The organism is Paenibacillus sp. CF384 (assembly GCF_900106745.1).
In the GTDB taxonomy this organism is placed as follows: domain Bacteria; phylum Bacillota; class Bacilli; order Paenibacillales; family Paenibacillaceae; genus Paenibacillus_Z.
Window position 1 is genome coordinate 19155 of record NZ_FNNV01000015.1, and the last position, 17566, is coordinate 36720.

Consider the following 17566-nt stretch of genomic DNA (forward strand, 5'->3'; position numbering starts at 1 on the left):
TCATTGGAACATATTCCATTTTCGATTCCATTTTCCTCCTATCCCTTCACAAGTTAACGTTTGAAGATGGTGGATCTAGGCAAATTGCAATCCGTAGAGCTGTGCATACCGCCGCGAATGGACTAATAAATGTGCATGTTTCCCTTCTGCGACCACTTCCCCATTATCCAAAACAATAATGCGATCCGCATCTTGAATGGTGGAAAGCCGATGTGCGATCACAATTGCCGTTCGCCCTTCCATAAGTCGATCCAACGCTGTTTGAATGAGCTCTTCTGACTCGCCATCCAACGCGGATGTAGCTTCGTCCAGTACCAATAGCGGGGCATTCTTGACCATTGCACGCGCAATAGCAATTCGCTGGCGCTGGCCTCCGGATAATTGAGAACCATATTCGCCTACACTCGTATTCAAACCACTTGGCAACCGATCCACGAATTCCCGCAATCCCGCCTCGCATACTGCTTTCCATATGTCTTCGTCTGAAGCAGTGGGATTCCCCCAAGCAATATTGTCTCGAATTGTGCCGGCGAATAGATAACTGTTCTGCGGGACATAGGCAACCAGCTCTCTCACGGACTCTTGCGAATACTGCTCGCGCGGATGACCAAATATTCGAATGGATCCGGCATCGGATTCCACAAGTTCCATGATGTACTTCATCAATGTCGTCTTCCCTCCGCCGCTGCCTCCAACAATGGCAAGCTTCTCTCCGTTTCGTATGTGCAAAGTCAATTGCTTAATGACGGGCAGCTCGCTTTCATAGGTTACGGACACGCCTTGCATTTCGATTGCATTCGCCACCGATAGGTCCGGAGATACGGATTGTTCACGCATTCGCTCATCGGGAAGATCAAGAACCTCCTTGACGCGTACCGCGGAAATCGTTGCATATTGTAGCTGACGGTAAGAGTTGGTCATTAACAGCACGTCGTTGTTGATTTGTGACTGCAATAACACGATGAACACGACAGTACCTAAGTCTGTCACTCCTTTATAAACAAATACACTACCCACGACGAGAGTTATGATAATTGCGCTCCACTGTATGGCAGAACTTGATGATGATCGCAAGGCGTTATATCGCGCTCCGTGAAGGGCATGGGAATAGACGGCCCTGGATTCTTCCTCATACTTCGCCTGCAAATGCCGTGTAAGGCCAAACATACGTACAACAACTAATCCTGAAATCAGATCGAGCATTCGCTGCGAGAGTGTAGACATAATCCCCATCTTTTGAGTAAGCCACTTATACTCTCTGCGGATGCAAGCAAGGTTCGCGTAGATGCTAATCAATCCAAATACGAGATTAAGGATACCTATAAGGGGTTGCGAAACGATACATATGACGGTTGAAATGAGGATACTGACCGGAATGGCGGCTAAACTACGATCCCCCGTCATCATCGAACCGAAGAAATCGGCCGTTCGCTCTGCATCCATGCTTAAGCGTGTAGACATATCGCCGGATAGCTGCGCATCCGCTTTAGCTGCCGGTATAGCGGTCAGCTTCGCGAATAATGCCTTACGAATCTGCGCAAGGCCAAGAATTTTAATGGCGGCGGCTTTATAATTTACTGCCGTCATCACGATAATGCCCAGTATTACACTTACTGCGACTGCTCCTATCGTCTGCAGCATAGCGGCAAAATTGCCCGTTGCGGCGTGTGCTGTCGTTTGTCCGATTAAATAGGCTGAGGTGATTGACATCCATGCGTTCTGCAACACACTAATCAACGAACATCCGATATAGCTCCTCTGCCTAGTTTTGATGAATTGCCACGACCAGATCATCATTCGAACGGTATGCCGGATGCTGTCAACCGCATTAATCATGAGTTTCCGCCTCCTGGGACTTGTAAAGTCGATGATAAACGCCTTGCATCGCCATCAGTTGTTCATGTGTACCGCTTTCCACGATCTGACCGTCATGCAGGCATAGAACTCGGTCAATATGGCGAAGGGCAGACAATCTGTGCGCAATGATGATCGTGGTACGGCCATGCATAAGACGACGAAGTCCTTCCGACACCAAAGCTTCACTTTGCGTATCCAGCGCTGAGGTGGGTTCGTCAAGCAAGAGCAGCGGAGCGTCTTTCAACATCGCGCGAGCAATCGCTACCCGCTGCCGTTGTCCGCCGGATAGACGCATCCCGCGTTCGCCGATATCTCGCTTCATATCGATATCTTGAAGCAGCGCGGCGTCAATCGCCGCTTGGATCTGTGCATCGCTAGCTCTCGGATTTCCCATTGCAAAGTTATCCCATAGCGTCCCGGCAAACAAATACGTATCCTGCCCTACATAGGAGATGAACTCCCGGAGTGCATCCGTCGCCCATTCTTCCACGGCATGACCGAATATCTCGATCTCCCCTTCATTCTTGCGGTACAACGCCATGAGCAGTTTGAGCGCTGTTGATTTCCCCGAGCCGCTTGTGCCGACAAGCGCGATATGCTCGCCATGTAGTATGGTGAAAGAAACACCTCTTAGGACTGGCGACGACGGATCCCCATACGAGAATACGACATCGGAGAATCGGATCACTTCGTTAACCGGTTCCGTTGCCTTACCGCCTGTCGGCTCTGGCGCCAGATCCCATAATTCGAAAACGCGAGTTGCGCAGCCCCGCGCTGTTGTGAAGGCAGACAATACGGATGACAAATCACCGATTGGATTTCCTATGAAGACGCTTAAGATAATGACAGACATGACACCGCCGGAAGTAATTTGATTGACGCTTGCCAGATATACGCCGAAGCCGCAGATGATGATTTGGGGGAGAAATACTAGAACCTGACTTAACGGGGCGAGCAAGATGGTCGCGCGATTGGCTTGAATTCCGCTGTCGGCGGCTCGATCTACGGCCGCTTCATAACGTTGACGAAGGAAGTCACCAAGTTGATACGACTTCGCAATTTCGTAGCCGCCCATCAAGTGATTCGCGACGGAGAGTGATTCGCCGGCTGCTTGCTGCCATTGCTGGACGAACCGGGTTAGCGGCACTGAGATTCGAACTTGTAAGAAAGCGATGGCCGGTACGACGGCAAGCGAGAATAATGTAAGCTGCCAGCTAATGTACAATGAGGCCACAAACGCTACTATACCGATTATCTGCTGCGGCAGCTTCACCGAGAAATAATTTTGCAGCGATTCGTTGATTTGGATAAGATCGCTGTTGGCACGTGATAGAATATCTCCGCTATCTTGACCATCCAGCAGGCGCATGTCGATTCCGGATACGATCGCAAAATTGGTATTGCGCAGATTTCGGTCGCACAGCTCGCTGTATTTCATCCCTAGAAACTGCTGCAGATACTGGAAGGGTATAAACACGACAAGTGCAAGCAGTAGAATAGTGGTTTGTTTGTTTAGGATCGTACCTGTAGCACCGAATTGATCAATAATGGCATGGAAGCATTGCGTCATCAGACTTAGCATTGCCGATGTGAGAAGGGAGAAAAAGATCGTGGATACGAGAATAGGCGTGTATTTCTTGTTGACTGTGAAGTAGCGGCGCATGACTTGCATTGAACCCGGAGGGGTCTCCTGTTGATGGGTTTCAGGCTTTGACTTTACATGCATTTTCTCATCTCCTTTTGCGGTGAATGAACGGTTCATTCGTTTTTATTCATATAATAAAGCACGCCGAAGCGTGCCGATAGGGATGCTGCTCGATTATTTTTTTGGAGTTGAGTAAGCCCGTGCCACGAGGTCAACCGCAATTTCCCGGGCTGCAGCGCGCGGTACCGAAATTTCAGGCATTGCAATATTCGCGTTCATCGCCCACCATGTCAAAATATCGTTAATGCTTTGCACGTGGACGCGTGGGTAATCCAGTTTGCGGATCTCTCCGGCTGCCATATACAAGTTGAGGTTATGTTCGAAGACGCGGAAGAACTCATCCCTAGCTGGGAAGAAGGAGTTTGCCAGTTCGCGAAGGATACTCGCGTTTGTTTCGATATTACCGGTTGCAAGAAGAATATCCGCACTCATATCGAAGATATCGGCTACCATCTGCGTGAAGCTCTTAATGATTGCCCCATCGACGTCGGTAATTCGCAATACTTCGCCGAATACCCTCTCGTTCAATTTCTCGCAAAGGTTATACAGATGTTTCATGTCAGCCTCTTCGACGGGCAACGCAATTTCACTGTCGAGATAGTCTTTCTCCAATGAAGCGCGTATGACAAAAGTTAGAATGGCTTTCTTGCTTGCAAACAGATTGTAGATCGTACCCGTTGCGATACCGGCCGCTACAGCAATCTCCGATACTTTCGTATTCGCATAACGCTTGGTATTAAATAACCGTCCCGCATGAAAATAAATGCTGCGTAATCGTTCGTCTACCATGGCTCACCTCGGAAAATGAATCGTTCATTCATATTTTATGTGCCGTTTCTGTTATTGTCAATCCTATCCAGATTATCATCTGTGCTGTAATCAGCAGAAGGAGATCATTCTTTCTCGCAGCTTCCTTCTACTGAATCTGGTAATCCGTACGTACATCATTCTGGAGTATGCTTATCCTTCTCTTTTTGAGTATTAATCAAGATGTCGAGTCTTTCAATAATGCGTTCATTACTTAATAATTGTTTCTTCACGTTCGCATCAATATTGATCAATAATAGAAATAGAAGCACAGGCACAATAATAAGTAAAATGATCCCCATTTAACCACCCCTACTCTCGCTTATTTTCACTTCTACGTTATCACCTTCAGTTGAGCTATAATAATCGCTTACTTCAACCTGGAATTTCCGTTTTATTACATTCGTGAAGCAGCCCTACTTTCCTCCTTAAATGTTCATTAAGGTCAACTGAACCATTAGATTCCCAAAACATTTGACTCTTAGCTAGAATTTACAGTAAAAATGAAGCTGAGAGTTCCAATTTCGAACTCTCAGCTCTAAGACCTCCCGGCTCGCCAAAACAAACCAAGCATCCGCTCTACTTAGCGGTTCCATCTGTCAATTAGAGACTTCAAACTCGTAAAGAATCGGCGTGTTGCTACCGCCGGTATAATAGATGCGCGCTTTGGACCCAGTCACGCCAGCAAACGTCGCCACCGTTGGTGCCCCGGTGCCGCCGAACGTCGTGCCGGTGTAGGCCGTCGCCCAGCTCGAACCGTTCCAGTACTCGATTCGGTAGCCGGATGTCCGGCTGCCATACTCGGACAGCACAACGCGGTTGAATGTCGTGCTCGCGCCGAAATTCACTTCCACCCATTGTCCGTTATAGGAGGAACCGAGAGCCGCTTGCCAGTTGGTGGCGAGATTACCGTCGAAGGCTTTGTTTGCCGTCTGAACCGCATCCCAATTGGAGGAGCTGGCATAGCTTTTGCCTGCGGCGAGATTGACATACTGACGGTTGATTTCAAATTCGTATAGGATCGGGGTATAGCTGCCACCGGTATAATAGATTCTTGCTTTCGTACCTTGCACAGTCGGGAAGGTCACCGTCGTTGGCGATGCCGTACTTCCGATTGTTGTCCCGGTGTACGCTGTTGCCCAGCTTGATCCGTTCCAGTATTCGATGCGGTAACCCGTTGTGCGGCTGCCATACTCCGACAGCTTCACTTGATTGAAGCGTGTATTCGCACCGAAATCCACCTGTACCCACTGCCCGCTGTAAGTCGAACCTGAAGCAGCCTGCCAGTTCGTAACGCCGTTGCTGTCAAACGCTTTCCCCGCCGTTTGGCTGGCGTCCCAATTGGAAGAACTGCTGTATGCCTCGCGGTCCAGTGCTAGATTCGCCGGATTCGCGGACGGTTTCAGCACATTCTTTATCGCGTCCAGCCGCTCCGTTCCATCGAACAGCGTCGGTGCGATCCAGCCGCCTTCGTCGTATTCGTTCCACGCATACATGATGATCGCGTTTGCTTCGGCGGTCGACGCGTTGCTCCCGACCCAATTTAGCGCGTTCGTCAAGTTCGATGCGATTTCGGAAGGCGCGGCAGTTTGGGTCCAGTCATTCGGTCCGACCGACGTCCAGCTCACGGGATTATCGTACCGCGGACGCGTGTCCATGCCCGTCGTCACCCAAGGAATAACCTTCTTACCGGTTGCTTTATGGTTGTTCCAGTTGGACTCGTCTTGTGCTGCCAAGCCCGAGTAAGCACCGCCGCCACCCATCCAGGTGATATAAGCACTGATCGCATCTGCACCGATCGATGACGCCGCGCTCGAAGCTCCGGAAGAATTATCAGACATAACGACAACGTACGGATTGGCCAGCCCCAGCGCAGTCGCCTTGTTTCGAATCGACGTAATATCCGCAGCACTATAGCCGCCTGTACCGCCGAATATATATAGCAGCGGCCGACCACCCATCACCTTCTGGTAGTTGCTTTCTTGGAATTTACTCACCAACCAGTCGAATTTCGTGGATGGCAAGCTGCCCGTTCCGAGGATGTACGTGTATTTCACATCGCTCTTATGCGTGCTGGAATCGTAGAGATTCCGTGCTGTGTCCATGCCGCTGCCATCCGGGTAAAAGCAGAATGCCCAATAATCGATGCCTGCATATTTCGCGAAGGCGATATCCTGGTCCATGAGGCTCTGAGACAGCTGCCGCGCATTGACGGAATTCGTCCCCGTCTCTACCCCAAAGTACGGCAGCCGAAAATGGTACTTGTTCGGTCCGAGCGTCTGCTCGACCTGCAACCCGACTTGCGGCGCACCTACGCCATCGGTATTCAGCGTGCCCACCCAAGCATCCCAGCGAATGGCGCCAACCAGCGTGTGATTGGGGTTATCGGCATAAGCATGAGGCCCTTTAACCGGTAGTAATCCCGTGACTACCGTTAATAATAAGACGATTGAAGCCATCCATTTAAACAGTCGCATTTCTCGCACATCCTCTCTTAGTGTCCTTCTGACAAAGTGATGCCTGCGATTACAATCTAGTCCCCCTTCCTGTCCTCTCTCTTACAGCCTGCGTGTTCTTGCACTTGCACTGAAAGTATAGCGCTTTCATTTCGAAATTTGGATTGCCCCGCTTTACTTTTTTGATGTTCCTTTTTACTTTTGCTCGGTTCCGGATCACTAGGCGGCGGACATGAAGAAAAGCAACCGATAGATATCGGTTGCTTCGCATGAACAGTAATCTATCTTGCCTGTTGCTGTTGCTGCCGTGGCAGCGATCAGATCGTGGTCTGCCTCATTTGTCATCGATAATCGAAGACAGACAACCACCGCTCCTCTTCCGAAGGTTAGCTTCCACTTCCTTGAGCATCGGCTCAATTTGATCCCATCGATTCATACAGTGATAAAGAATCATCTCCAGATCGTTCTCATTCTGTGCGTTTTCTGTGTTTCGATAGAGAATATTCAGGAGCCAATTGGTTAAATTCCGAAGGTGGTGGCGGTAGGCGTAAAATCGTAATAAATCCAAATCTAACGCGACAGATTTGCCTGTATGCTGCTCGTATGCGGAGAAGAAAACATCGAACTCTTCCCCTATATAACCAATCAAATCGAATTCCAGTGGCGCTATAAGTGCAGATTCCCAATCGATAACAAACAACACGTTGTCATGACGTATTAGGTTGCCTCCCCACATATCACCGTGACACAACACATACTCATGGTTATCCGATATTGCCGCTAAACGTAGTTTACGAACGAAGTTCAACAGGACATAGATTTGCTCTTTCTTTGGCAAAACATGCTCTCGTAACGATTGCTTACTGAGGTTGTCAAAAGTCACAGTGCTTTCGAGCAACGAAATACACTTCTCGAGATCGCACTCGAACGAAATATCAAATGACTCTGTCCTAACCAAAGACTTGTCGATATTCGGGGTAATCCTATGAAGGGCAGCCACCGACTTAGCAATGCTTTCAAGGATCTCATTCGAGAAAGGATAGGCATCAGCCAATGATTCCCCATGGATATAATTAAACAAGACTACTGTGAACGCGTTGCAGGTTGTAGAGAAATCGCCGCTTCGATTCTTAATAGGATAGGTGATATTTTGAAAAAGTCGTTGATGAAACATTTCCCACGTTAGGGGCAAGTAATGGCTTAAACGCTCCATACTCATTCTTTGTCTATCATTGTGATGATCGAACAATTTCAGATAAAAACGGTCTCCATTGCTGCAATTCACCCCATAAGAGTAAGCAGAATCCCCCATAGGAATGAAGTGAATGCTTTCAACTTGTATCCCGTACGCGAGATCAAGAGTCTTTGCAAGTACATGATCTTCGACTCGAAAGTTTACTTCCAGACTATTCACCCCTAACGTTTATATACAAATACATAATAATTTAATGACATTAATCTTCGTAGCCCGCCGCTAAAAATGGTATAATTAGGAACTCACAATTTGCTAGGAGGAGAACTAATGAAAATAACAGGCGTTATCCCTCAGCTGCGAACGATGAATCTAGAAAGCTCCATACAGTTTTACACGACGCAATTAGGTTTGGAACTCGCATTCCGCTATGAAGATTTCTATGCCGGCATTCGTGCAGGCAGCCAGCTCTTCCACCTCAAGTTTGAATGTGACCAGGATCCTTCAATCCCTTATGTTCGCGATGGTGACCATTTCACTCTCTACTTGGAAACCGATAATGCCGTTGCCTTGGCCGAGGAACTGAAAGCTCGAGGAGTCATGTTAACTAAAGACGTGCATGAGACGGAATGGAGTACCAGGGAATTTATCATCGAGGACGATCAAGGACATACGATTTACTTTGGCGAGGCGCTCTAGCTTTGATAGACTTCAGCACAACAATAAACGGCAGCCAATCCAAAAGATTGCTGCCGTTGCCATTTTTCAATGTTTCCTCTCGATTATCATCCCACGAAATTAACACCTGACATACTTGCGTTTGAAACCAATTTGCCCTCTATCGATAGCCTTCTGAATATTATCCATAGCAGATATAAATTTGCTCTTAGCCTTGTCCTTCTTGAGTTCTACAGGGCCGACAGCTTTCGCAATCTCGACGGCTTTATCGTGGAGAGGAATATAAGATACCGCTACGGTATAGATGAAATTATTCATTGAGGCCTTTGCTCGATCGGGAGAATCGTGGATGGTAGCCGCTACTTGATCAAGCATATGGGCAAGCTTCACTTCTGAAAATTCACTGTCCTTGCGATTGCCGAGCAACCAGCAGTAACAGCTCCAGCCCCCCGACATTCGCAGCTCTTCCCCGCTGGCAATCCACTTATCCGCAACCTCCTGCGCAATATCAGCCTCTGCCAAAGTAACGGACACGACACCATCGGACAGCATATAGAAATAAGCCGAATCCATCCACCGATCATAATCGGCCGCAGTCATCGCATTGGGGTCCGCAATTACGCCGGCAAAGTACATCGCATCGTAATTTCCCGTGGCGTACAGTTCCTCCGCTAACGGCTGGTTTATTTTGATCTTCTTAGCAATCGGCTTCATCTCGCCAGTAGTCGCTCCGAATAACGGTTCTTTCGCCCCGTTGGACATGTACATTTTCTTGCTTCGTTCTTTGCCGATTGCTTCAAGCTCCTGCATGACGGATTCCAAATTCATTCCATAGCACGTCCTTTATGGTTTAGTAGATCAACAGGCTGCTGAAACATCTGCTTCACTTATTATAATGAAATAGCCGGCATAAGTTAAGAGCTACCCGGCCTTCGCAATTGCTCTCTTAAGCTTATCGTAATCGGCGAAGTCCTCATACTTAACCCCATTAATAAAGAGCGTCGGCGTAGCCGAAATAAGCTTCTCAGCCTTCGCATTATGGGCAATCACTTCATCGGCATAGGTCTCGCTCTCTATATCTCGCATCAACTTCTCGTAGTCGACTTGAAGCTGCGCGTTCTTGGCTAGTTCAACAAGAAAGGCCGGTGTTGCCCATGCAACCCGTTCATCCCCTTGATTCTTATAGATGGCATCGTAGTAGCTCCAGAATGCCTTAGGATTCTGATGATACACGGATTGGCCCGCCATAGCGGCTGCGAAAGAATCCGGTCCGATAATGGTGTTATTCATAAAATACAACGCTACTGTCCCTTGTTCGATATAATCTTGTACCAGCTTCGGTTTAATTTCTTGACTGAAGTAGCGGCAGGCCGGGCACTTAAAGTCGCCGAACTCGACGATCTTGACCGGTGCATCGGCTGAACCGAGCATAGGAATCTGCTCATAATCGAAAGCCACCGGTTTTGGCTTAGGAGCGAATATAACCGCTAAGACGATAGCCGCAATAGCTGCGAAACAGATGCCGAAGAAGATCCACCGTTTGCGTTCCTTCTGCTTTTGTTTTTCCATGGCTCGAAGTTTCTTTTTTCCCGAGAGATTCGTTTTTCCGATCACTGCTTCCATGTCCCATCCTGCCTTTCTACTTGAAATAGATAGAAAGACTGCCGGGGCAGCCTTTCATTCCAGCCTATACATAGGATTTAACCTTACCTTGGCCAGCGCATTTCGACAGGCTGCAAAGCCGGGAAAGCAGCATGCGGCTCTGCTTGATACCAGTATGCCACCGAGGAAACGTCATCCGTTCTCTCGAACAAGGCGCGACTGTTATGTCCCATTTGTTGAATGGTCACCTTCAGCTCGTTCTCGAAGCGAATCGGGTCCATTAAATGCCAGCGGTACAAGCCATGCATGGGCACGCTGTCTTCACCGAAGATGTCGCAGCGCGTCGTATCCGTCTTCGAATAATAGGGATAACCGAGATAAGGTGTATTATAGGGAACTTCAACAATTTTCCCTTCTCGTTTCTCGTAGAAGCACCACGCGCCTCCAAAATAATCTTCTGTCCCCGTACCGCATATGGTCGGCCACTCCTCATCGCCATCCATAAAAAACTTGATCTCGCCTTCTCCCCACCAGTATCGCTCCAGAGCAGCCCAAGCCAAGTATGTACCGACGTAATGTCCTTTACCTTTCACGTTATCTAAGATGGTGAAATCCTGCGCTGCGGTCGTAATATTCTCCCGTCTCCACTGCGCATGGAAATACGCGGCTTCCTCCGGAAGTTCATCAACTAGCGTATAACTAAATTGATAGAAGAATCCCCCGATTTCGCGCGCATGCTGGTTCTCTATCGTAATCTTCGCTTTGCTGCGGAACGGCATCGGAAAATAACAGTTCATGCCTCCCGTCGGATTTACGACGATCGGCAGCGAGTTCACGATGCTTCTGGCGCCGAAGCCGTTGCAGAAGAAGTCCCCCAGCGGCACTTCCACCGAAGGCTCCGCCTCGTCATCCCAGTACATCCGGATAACCAAGTCTCGCAGCACGAAGTAGCCTTTATCCGTCCGATCCGTAACCGTGATCCAGAAATGCTGGATGACGCCAGGCCCGTCCACTTCCATCAGCGTAACCGTCTCGCCTTGTTGAAGCGTAATACACGGTCTGCCCTTCCGGCCAACGCCTAAATTACTGGCTTCCTTCCCGCCTGCACCGACTTCCCCCCTCGGATTCTCAGCGCTGATTGAACGCGTCTTCGCATTGCTCATAAGCGGTGCTGTGGATAATCCGAAGCCTAGACCTTGATTTTGAAGCATGTGAACGACCTCCTTATCAAATTTACACACTTAGATCCGAACTATTGCTTGCAGCGGCATGTACGCCGATTCGAGCTTCTCCTGCCGCGACTTGATAACCGCTGTGCTTGAAGCAAAGCACTTGATGATTCTCAGTCAATTGAAGCATTTCCGGTTTGGCCGAACGACAAATGTCTTGGGCATACACGCACCTTGCGGCGAACTTGCAGCCATGAAGACCGTATTCTTTGCTTTCCAGATCAGGGAGTTTCATATCTTCATCCCACTTCTTCCCGACTCGCGGAATGGACTCCAGCAGCAGCTCGGTATAGGGATGCGCAGGATGGTTTAATATTTCTTTGGCTTTGCCGTATTCAATCAGATTCCCTCTGTACATCGTCGCAATATAATCGCTGACATAATAAGCGGTGGATAGATCATGCGTAATATAGATAAAGTTGACGTTGTATTCGTCTTTCAGCTTCATAAACAGATTCACTACATTCATGCGCAGGGAAGCGTCAATCATGGCAACCGGTTCGTCCGCAACGATGAGCCTCGGCTTCGGAATCAGTGCCCGTGCGATCGATATCCGCTGCAGCTCCCCGCCCGAAAACTGATTCGGAAATTTGCCAGCCACATTGGCCAAATCAAGTCCGACAGACTTCAGAACTTCCGTAATAATGCCCTTGGCTTCCTGCTTAGTCGCGGCCACGTCAAGGTTAAGCGCAGTCTCGTAGAGATAAGTATCCACCGTCTTGCGACTGCTGAACGTAGAGAATGGGTTCTGAAAGATCGGCTGTACTTTCTTCAGAAACGCCTTCTTGTTCTTCCGTTTGGCATAGAAGGACAGCGGCGTGCCTTCAATAACAACCTCGCCGAAGGACGGCTCCAGCAGGCGCAAGATCATCTTCGCGAGCGTCGTCTTCCCGCAGCCGGATTCACCGACGATGCTCATGATTTGCGGTTTATCCCCGGGCAGCGTTAAATCGATGTGATCTACCGCCGTAATTTTGGTCCCCAGTAGCATCCCGCCGATTTTGTAATGCATAGAGAGTCCATGGATTTCCAGTATGTTTCCAGCCAATTCAACACCTCCTCCTTAGCAGTTGCTCCGCATGGGCATGAACGAATTTCGATCTGACACCGCCCTAGTTGAGCAAGTGGCAGCTGGCATAATGGCCCTCGCCCACATTCACCCGCTCCGGTTCTACCACTCGGCAGGCTTCCATCACATGCGGACACCTCGCGGCAAAGCGGCAGCCGGCAGGCGGATTCTTCAAGCTTGGCGGCGTTCCAGGTATGCCTTCCTTCTGGCTGTTATCTCCGATTCGCGGAAGCGCATGGATTAACATTTTGGTATAAGGATGTTTAGGCTCATTAAATATCCGCTCCGTCGGGCCGATTTCAATCATCTGGCCGGCATACATAATGCCCATTCGATTGGTAATCTGATAATGCACGCCCATGTCATGAGACACAATGACCATGGAGTTCATCAGCTTCTTCTGTACCTGCGAAAGCATGGTGAGTATGCCTCTTTGCACGACAACATCCAGCGCCGTCGTCGGCTCGTCTGCCAGGACAATACTTGGATGCAGGAATGTTGCAAGTGCAATCAGCACCCGCTGCCTCATTCCCCCGCTTAGTTGATGGGGATAAGCTTTGAGCACTTCCGGCGGAAGCTCCAGCTCCTTCAAATACGCCGTTATTTCGTGTTCGAGTAGTTTCTTGTTCTTCACGCCATGGTACTTGCTGATGGTGTCGAAGAATTGATTCTTCACTCTCGTCACCGGATTCATGACATGCATCGCGCCTTGCGGCACGTATGAGATGTCTTTCCACCAGCTCTTATGGATCTCGCCGTTGCGATAGATAACAGGCACGCCTTTCCTGTCCGAAGTGTGCACTTCTACAGAGCCTGATGCGATTTCAAGCGGATAGTTGATCAAATCGTACATGACCTTCAGCAGCGTTGACTTTCCGCAGCCCGACTCGCCCGCAATGCCGAATATCTCATTCTTTCGGACTTCAAAATCGACTCTATCGACCGCCTTCACATACCCGTTCAACATGTTATATTGCGCACTCACCTGATTCAGCTTCAGCATCTTACTTCCCTCTCCTTAGCGCAGAATATTGCTGATAGCCCGTCATAACCAGAAACAGCGCAATGAAGATTAAAGCGATCGCCACAACCGGAGAACCGATCCACCACCAGCGCTCGGCAAGCATGGCCTGATGCTGGTTCGCCCAATAAATCATCGTGCCGAGCGTAGCCTTCTCATTGCTGGACATGCCAATAACGGCCAAACCGGATTCGGAGCCGATGGCCACGAGGATCGTATTGACAAAATTGGCTACCGACCATCCCGCGACAAAAGGAAAGATTTCTTTGACGATGATCTTAAGCGTGTTCTGTCCGGAGAAGATGGCGGTACTGATAAAGTCGCGCTCGCTAAGCGATAACGCCATGGAGCGGAGCTGCCGCGCCGGCCAAGGCCAGTTAAAGATGATGAGCACAAACGAAATCATGAAGAGCGATGCCTTGCCCTGCATAAGACTTCCCAGCAGAATTAGGATGGGGAGCGAGGGAATGACGATGAAAGAGTCGGTCATGATGGTAATCAGCCGATCGATAAATCCACCTTTAAATCCGGCCCAAAGCCCGAGCAGAACGCCGATCAGCGTAGCGAAGAATGCAACGATGATCCCGATAATGAATGAGTTTTGGATGGATTTGGCCAGCAGCCAGAACGTGTCTTGACCCAGGTTAGTCGTGCCGAAGAGATGGTCCTTACTCGGCTTGAGATTCTTCAGATACGTGCCCCATTCGATCGGATTACCCTGATAGAAGAAAGGAACGATGAAGCCGAGAATAATGAAGATACCCAGCATCGAAACGCCTAGCTTTAAACGAAAATTCCAATGCTTCACGCGTCACTCACCTCCGAAGCACATTTATTTATAACGAACCCGGGGATCCAGGAATGGATACAAGAAATCCACGATAAAAGTAGCCGCTGCCACCGCGATGATCGAAAGCGTAATCGTCCCCATGATCAAGTTATAGTCCGCCTGTAGAATACCGGTATAAATGAGGGTTCCGATCCCCGGATAACCGAACAGGATTTCCGTAATTAACGCCCCATTGAAGATCGTCCCAATCTGCAGCGCAAGCATCGTAACTTGCGGAAGCGCCGCATTGGGCAGCACGTATTTGGTCATAATCTTGCGTTCGCTTAAGCCCTTAAGTCTGGCAAATTGAACGTAATCTTCTTCGGCGATTCCGGCAGACAAGGTCTTCATACTGATCACCCACCAGCCTGTTCCTACAAGTATCATGGAGAAAGCCGGCAAGATGGAATGATAAACGATGCTCTTGATATGCACCCAGGAGAATCCATCCCCTTGAAAGGTGGCCGATAGGGGAAATATCGGATAAATATACGACAGCAGCATGATCAGAATCAGCGCCAATATATAGTAGGGAATCGGATAGATCATGATGGATATGGCCTCCATCGCTTTGGAGTACGATTTATCTTTGAGGAAGCCGGCAAGCAGGCCGACAATATTGCCGATCAGCCATGCAATAATCGTCGAGATTAACAGCAGTCCCATCGTCCAAGGCAGCGCTTTCGCGATTAATTCATTAACCGGATTCGGGTAACTGGCCAGCGACGGGCCGAAATCCTGCGTAATGATAACCCGCTTCACAAACCCCAGATATTGATCCCACATCGAGCCTTCGAGCCCGAAGGATTCATTCAAGGTTTCGCGCAAGGTAATGATCGCATCCGGTTCCATGTACGCCTGGTTCGCCGTCATCTTGCCGATCATCGCTTCCACCGGATCCGAGGGCATGAACCGGGGCACGAAGAAAACGGTCGTGATGCCGATGAATACGACGAGCACAAAGGAAATCACTTTGGACAGCAAAAACTTGTAAAACCCCATAAAGCAGCATCTCCCCGCCTGCATGACTGGTTTTGAAAAATACATACCGGACCTTTGCAGCCCGGTATGTATTCGAATTCGAATTCAGCGTTATCTGCCCGTCGGCTTCAAGTGAGGCGTGTAGAACTTAAACTGCGACCACCACCACCATGGTCCCTCGAACGCATTTTCCGAAGATTGGAATCCATCCCAATAATACGTATCCACCGGTACGAATTTGGAGGTCCCGAACATCGGAATGAACGGCATTCCCTTGACGAATTCTTTGTTGATTTCCGTAATGTTCTGGATCACCTTCGGATCATCGCTAGGCAAGCTGTCGAGCTCATCCAACAAGGTGCTCACACGGTCATTTGCCCAGCGGTTGCGGTTACCTGGTGCTTGCTCACCGATTGGCACGATGTACTGCTTATGCCAGCCGGTCATATTAGCAGTCGTATCTGGCAGCAATCCGCATGCCGGCCAATAGGAGCCAACCGTGAACGCGCCTGTCGATTCACTGTCCCAGAAGGAAGCGCCTTCCATTTGCTGCACATTCACGTCAATGCCCTGTTTACGCCAAGAATCCGCCACAGCAAACGCCAATCTCATCGACTGCACTTCAAAGTTCGCAGGCGCGTTGATGGTCATGGTCCAAGGTTTACCGTTAGGCATGAGCCATTTGTCGCCGTCTTTCTTAAATCCGCTCTTCTCCAGCAGCTTCGCCGCTTCAGCCGGATCGAACTTCCACCAACCTACGCCGAAAGTATCATTGATCGCGCTATTATCCGTTGGTAAACCTTCAACACCTTGCTGTTTCAGCATATCGACAATGCCTGACGCATAGCTGTCGTCGAATGGTTTGTAGCCGTCTTCTAACGCAAAATCCTTCAGCCAGCCGAGCATCGGCTTGTGATAAGTATCCTGAAGCACCTTGATCGGTGGCAGCTGGATCGGGGAAACGCGCAGCATGCCGCCGAAGGTTGCCATCGAGACGTTCTTAATATCCGTCATCAGCGTGAGTGCCCAGCGAACATCCGGATTGTTGTACGGCTCCTTCGCCGTGTTAAAGGACATCCCCCGCTCGCACGGATCGTCCATCGTTGCATACGGGAAGTCTTCATACCATGCTTTGGCATATTCATTCTTCTGCCTCAGCACATCCCAGCTCTCAGGCGTGATATCCTGCAGGATATCCATATCATGCTGGATCATGGCGATAATCCGTTTCTCCTCCGGTCCGAAGAACTTGAACAAGATGAATTTCGGACCGGGCTCGCCAACAATCTTGCCGATATCGCTCTTCTGCCAGTCCTCGCGTTTCTCCCAGAGGAACCAGTTTCCTTGCGGATCGCGATCCTTCAGCTTGTACGGACCTACGCCGATCGGATTCGAGAACTTGAACGTTGCCGGGTCCTCTTTCTCCCAGATATGCTTCGGCATGACTCTAAAGCTGTTCCCCCAAATCACGACGCCGAGCTTCTGCGCCAATCTGGTTTCCGGATTAACGGTTTCGACTGCAATCGTGTAATCATCCGTCGCCTTCATGCTCTTGATCAGATTCGTAAAGTAGCCGTTGTACCCAAGCTCCTTAGCGCCTGCAATCATCGTTGCCGTAAATTCCACGTCATGCGCTGTGAATGGTTTGCCGTCTGACCAGGTTAAGCCTTCCTGGATTTTGAACGTAAACTTCGTATTGGTTGCGTCCGATGGCTCGGGGAACGTGGCAGCCAAATCCGGAATCTGCGTCCCCTTCTGCGTATCGATTTCCCATAAGTTCGAGAACATGAGCTGATGCACGCCGGCATCCATGGCAACGGCTCCCGGTACATACGGGTTATACCGATCCGGATCGGGGCTGCGGCCGCCTAAGATGTCGACGATTAACGTTTCGCTTCTCGGCGTACCGACATCGGTCATCTTGCCGTCTGATTTGGAATCCCCCGAACCTTTGTTTCCGTCCGTTCCTACGGCCGTATTATTCTTGTTCGTGTCTGAAGTAGAGTTGGTCTTGTTATTGTCGTTATTACAAGCCGTGATGATCAGTGCCGTGAGAACGAACAGCACTGTAAGCCTTTTCATGATTCGCAATGAACACTCCTCCTTCTATTGGGATAATCAGAGTATAGCGAGTAGAAGG

General features: G+C 49.4%; 14 protein-coding genes. 1 reads left to right on the top strand and 13 read right to left on the bottom strand.

Annotated features, from left to right (window positions below; translation table 11 throughout):
* Positions 1–75: 75 nt before the first annotated feature.
* From BLW29_RS21815 to BLW29_RS21835, 5 genes are all read right to left on the bottom strand, one after another.
* Entirely contained in the window at positions 76–1836 is a 1761-nt protein-coding gene (locus tag BLW29_RS21815; protein WP_090983534.1) for an ABC transporter ATP-binding protein, read from the bottom strand.
* Entirely contained in the window at positions 1829–3583 is a 1755-nt protein-coding gene (locus tag BLW29_RS21820) for an ABC transporter ATP-binding protein (RefSeq protein ID WP_177186756.1), read from the bottom strand. Before BLW29_RS21820 ends, BLW29_RS21815 begins: the two co-directional genes overlap by 8 nt.
* A gap of 93 nt (positions 3584–3676) precedes the next feature.
* Positions 3677–4351: a TetR/AcrR family transcriptional regulator gene (locus BLW29_RS21825; protein ID WP_090983538.1), complete on the bottom strand. Its 675-nt coding sequence runs from the start codon at positions 4349–4351 to the stop codon at positions 3677–3679.
* Positions 4352–4968: 617 nt separating this feature from the next.
* Positions 4969–6846 carry a galactose-binding domain-containing protein gene (locus BLW29_RS21830; RefSeq protein ID WP_090983540.1) on the bottom strand — a complete coding sequence of 626 codons (1878 nt, stop codon included), beginning with the start codon at positions 6844–6846 and terminating at the stop codon, positions 4969–4971.
* A 313-nt stretch (positions 6847–7159) separates the two neighbouring features.
* Complete coding sequence (locus BLW29_RS21835) at positions 7160–8044, bottom strand: aminoglycoside phosphotransferase family protein (protein WP_256208783.1); 885 nt, start codon at positions 8042–8044, stop codon at positions 7160–7162.
* Positions 8045–8347: 303 nt separating this feature from the next.
* Here BLW29_RS21835 and BLW29_RS21840 point away from each other — a divergent pair, with 303 nt between their 5' ends.
* Positions 8348–8716, top strand: coding sequence for a VOC family protein (locus BLW29_RS21840; protein WP_090983542.1), 369 nt, complete (start codon positions 8348–8350; stop codon positions 8714–8716).
* Positions 8717–8815: 99 nt separating this feature from the next.
* Here BLW29_RS21840 and BLW29_RS21845 read toward each other — a convergent pair whose 3' ends face one another.
* The 8 genes from BLW29_RS21845 to BLW29_RS21880 all read right to left on the bottom strand — a co-directional run bounded on the left by BLW29_RS21845 (position 8816) and on the right by BLW29_RS21880 (position 17508).
* Positions 8816–9523 carry a DNA alkylation repair protein gene (locus BLW29_RS21845; RefSeq protein ID WP_090983544.1) on the bottom strand — a complete coding sequence of 236 codons (708 nt, stop codon included), beginning with the start codon at positions 9521–9523 and terminating at the stop codon, positions 8816–8818.
* 93 nt (positions 9524–9616) lie between these two features.
* Entirely contained in the window at positions 9617–10264 is a 648-nt protein-coding gene (locus BLW29_RS21850; protein ID WP_256208784.1) for a DsbA family protein, read from the bottom strand.
* 137 nt (positions 10265–10401) lie between these two features.
* Entirely contained in the window at positions 10402–11508 is a 1107-nt protein-coding gene (locus tag BLW29_RS21855; RefSeq protein ID WP_090983548.1) for a glycoside hydrolase family 172 protein, read from the bottom strand.
* 22 nt (positions 11509–11530) lie between these two features.
* The gene (locus tag BLW29_RS21860) at positions 11531–12574 is read right to left on the bottom strand and encodes an ABC transporter ATP-binding protein (RefSeq protein ID WP_218147125.1); all 1044 of its coding nucleotides are present in this window, start codon (positions 12572–12574) and stop codon (positions 11531–11533) included.
* A 64-nt stretch (positions 12575–12638) separates the two neighbouring features.
* Complete coding sequence (locus BLW29_RS21865; protein WP_090983550.1) at positions 12639–13598, bottom strand: ABC transporter ATP-binding protein; 960 nt, start codon at positions 13596–13598, stop codon at positions 12639–12641.
* Between the two features lies 1 nt (position 13599).
* Complete coding sequence (locus BLW29_RS21870; protein WP_218147126.1) at positions 13600–14424, bottom strand: ABC transporter permease; 825 nt, start codon at positions 14422–14424, stop codon at positions 13600–13602.
* 24 nt (positions 14425–14448) lie between these two features.
* Positions 14449–15447, bottom strand: a complete 999-nt coding sequence (locus BLW29_RS21875; RefSeq protein WP_090983552.1) for an ABC transporter permease — start codon at positions 15445–15447, stop codon at positions 14449–14451.
* A gap of 90 nt (positions 15448–15537) precedes the next feature.
* Positions 15538–17508: an ABC transporter substrate-binding protein gene (locus BLW29_RS21880; RefSeq protein ID WP_256208808.1), complete on the bottom strand. Its 1971-nt coding sequence runs from the start codon at positions 17506–17508 to the stop codon at positions 15538–15540.
* Between the last annotated feature and the right edge of the window lie 58 nt (positions 17509–17566).

Coding starts and splice junctions, on each gene's coding strand:
- BLW29_RS21815 (WP_090983534.1), bottom strand. CDS start 1,836: ATGATTAATGCGGTTGACAGCATCCGGCATACCGTTCGAATGATGATC.
- BLW29_RS21850 (WP_256208784.1), bottom strand. CDS start 10,264: ATGGAAAAACAAAAGCAGAAGGAACGCAAACGGTGGATCTTCTTCGGC.
- BLW29_RS21875 (WP_090983552.1), bottom strand. CDS start 15,447: ATGGGGTTTTACAAGTTTTTGCTGTCCAAAGTGATTTCCTTTGTGCTC.
- BLW29_RS21880 (WP_256208808.1), bottom strand. CDS start 17,508: ATGAAAAGGCTTACAGTGCTGTTCGTTCTCACGGCACTGATCATCACG.
- BLW29_RS21865 (WP_090983550.1), bottom strand. CDS start 13,598: ATGCTGAAGCTGAATCAGGTGAGTGCGCAATATAACATGTTGAACGGG.
- BLW29_RS21830 (WP_090983540.1), bottom strand. CDS start 6,846: ATGCGACTGTTTAAATGGATGGCTTCAATCGTCTTATTATTAACGGTA.
- BLW29_RS21840 (WP_090983542.1), top strand. CDS start 8,348: ATGAAAATAACAGGCGTTATCCCTCAGCTGCGAACGATGAATCTAGAA.
- BLW29_RS21835 (WP_256208783.1), bottom strand. CDS start 8,044: ATGAGTATGGAGCGTTTAAGCCATTACTTGCCCCTAACGTGGGAAATG.
- BLW29_RS21825 (WP_090983538.1), bottom strand. CDS start 4,351: ATGGTAGACGAACGATTACGCAGCATTTATTTTCATGCGGGACGGTTA.
- BLW29_RS21820 (WP_177186756.1), bottom strand. CDS start 3,583: ATGCATGTAAAGTCAAAGCCTGAAACCCATCAACAGGAGACCCCTCCG.
- BLW29_RS21845 (WP_090983544.1), bottom strand. CDS start 9,523: ATGAATTTGGAATCCGTCATGCAGGAGCTTGAAGCAATCGGCAAAGAA.
- BLW29_RS21855 (WP_090983548.1), bottom strand. CDS start 11,508: ATGCTTCAAAATCAAGGTCTAGGCTTCGGATTATCCACAGCACCGCTT.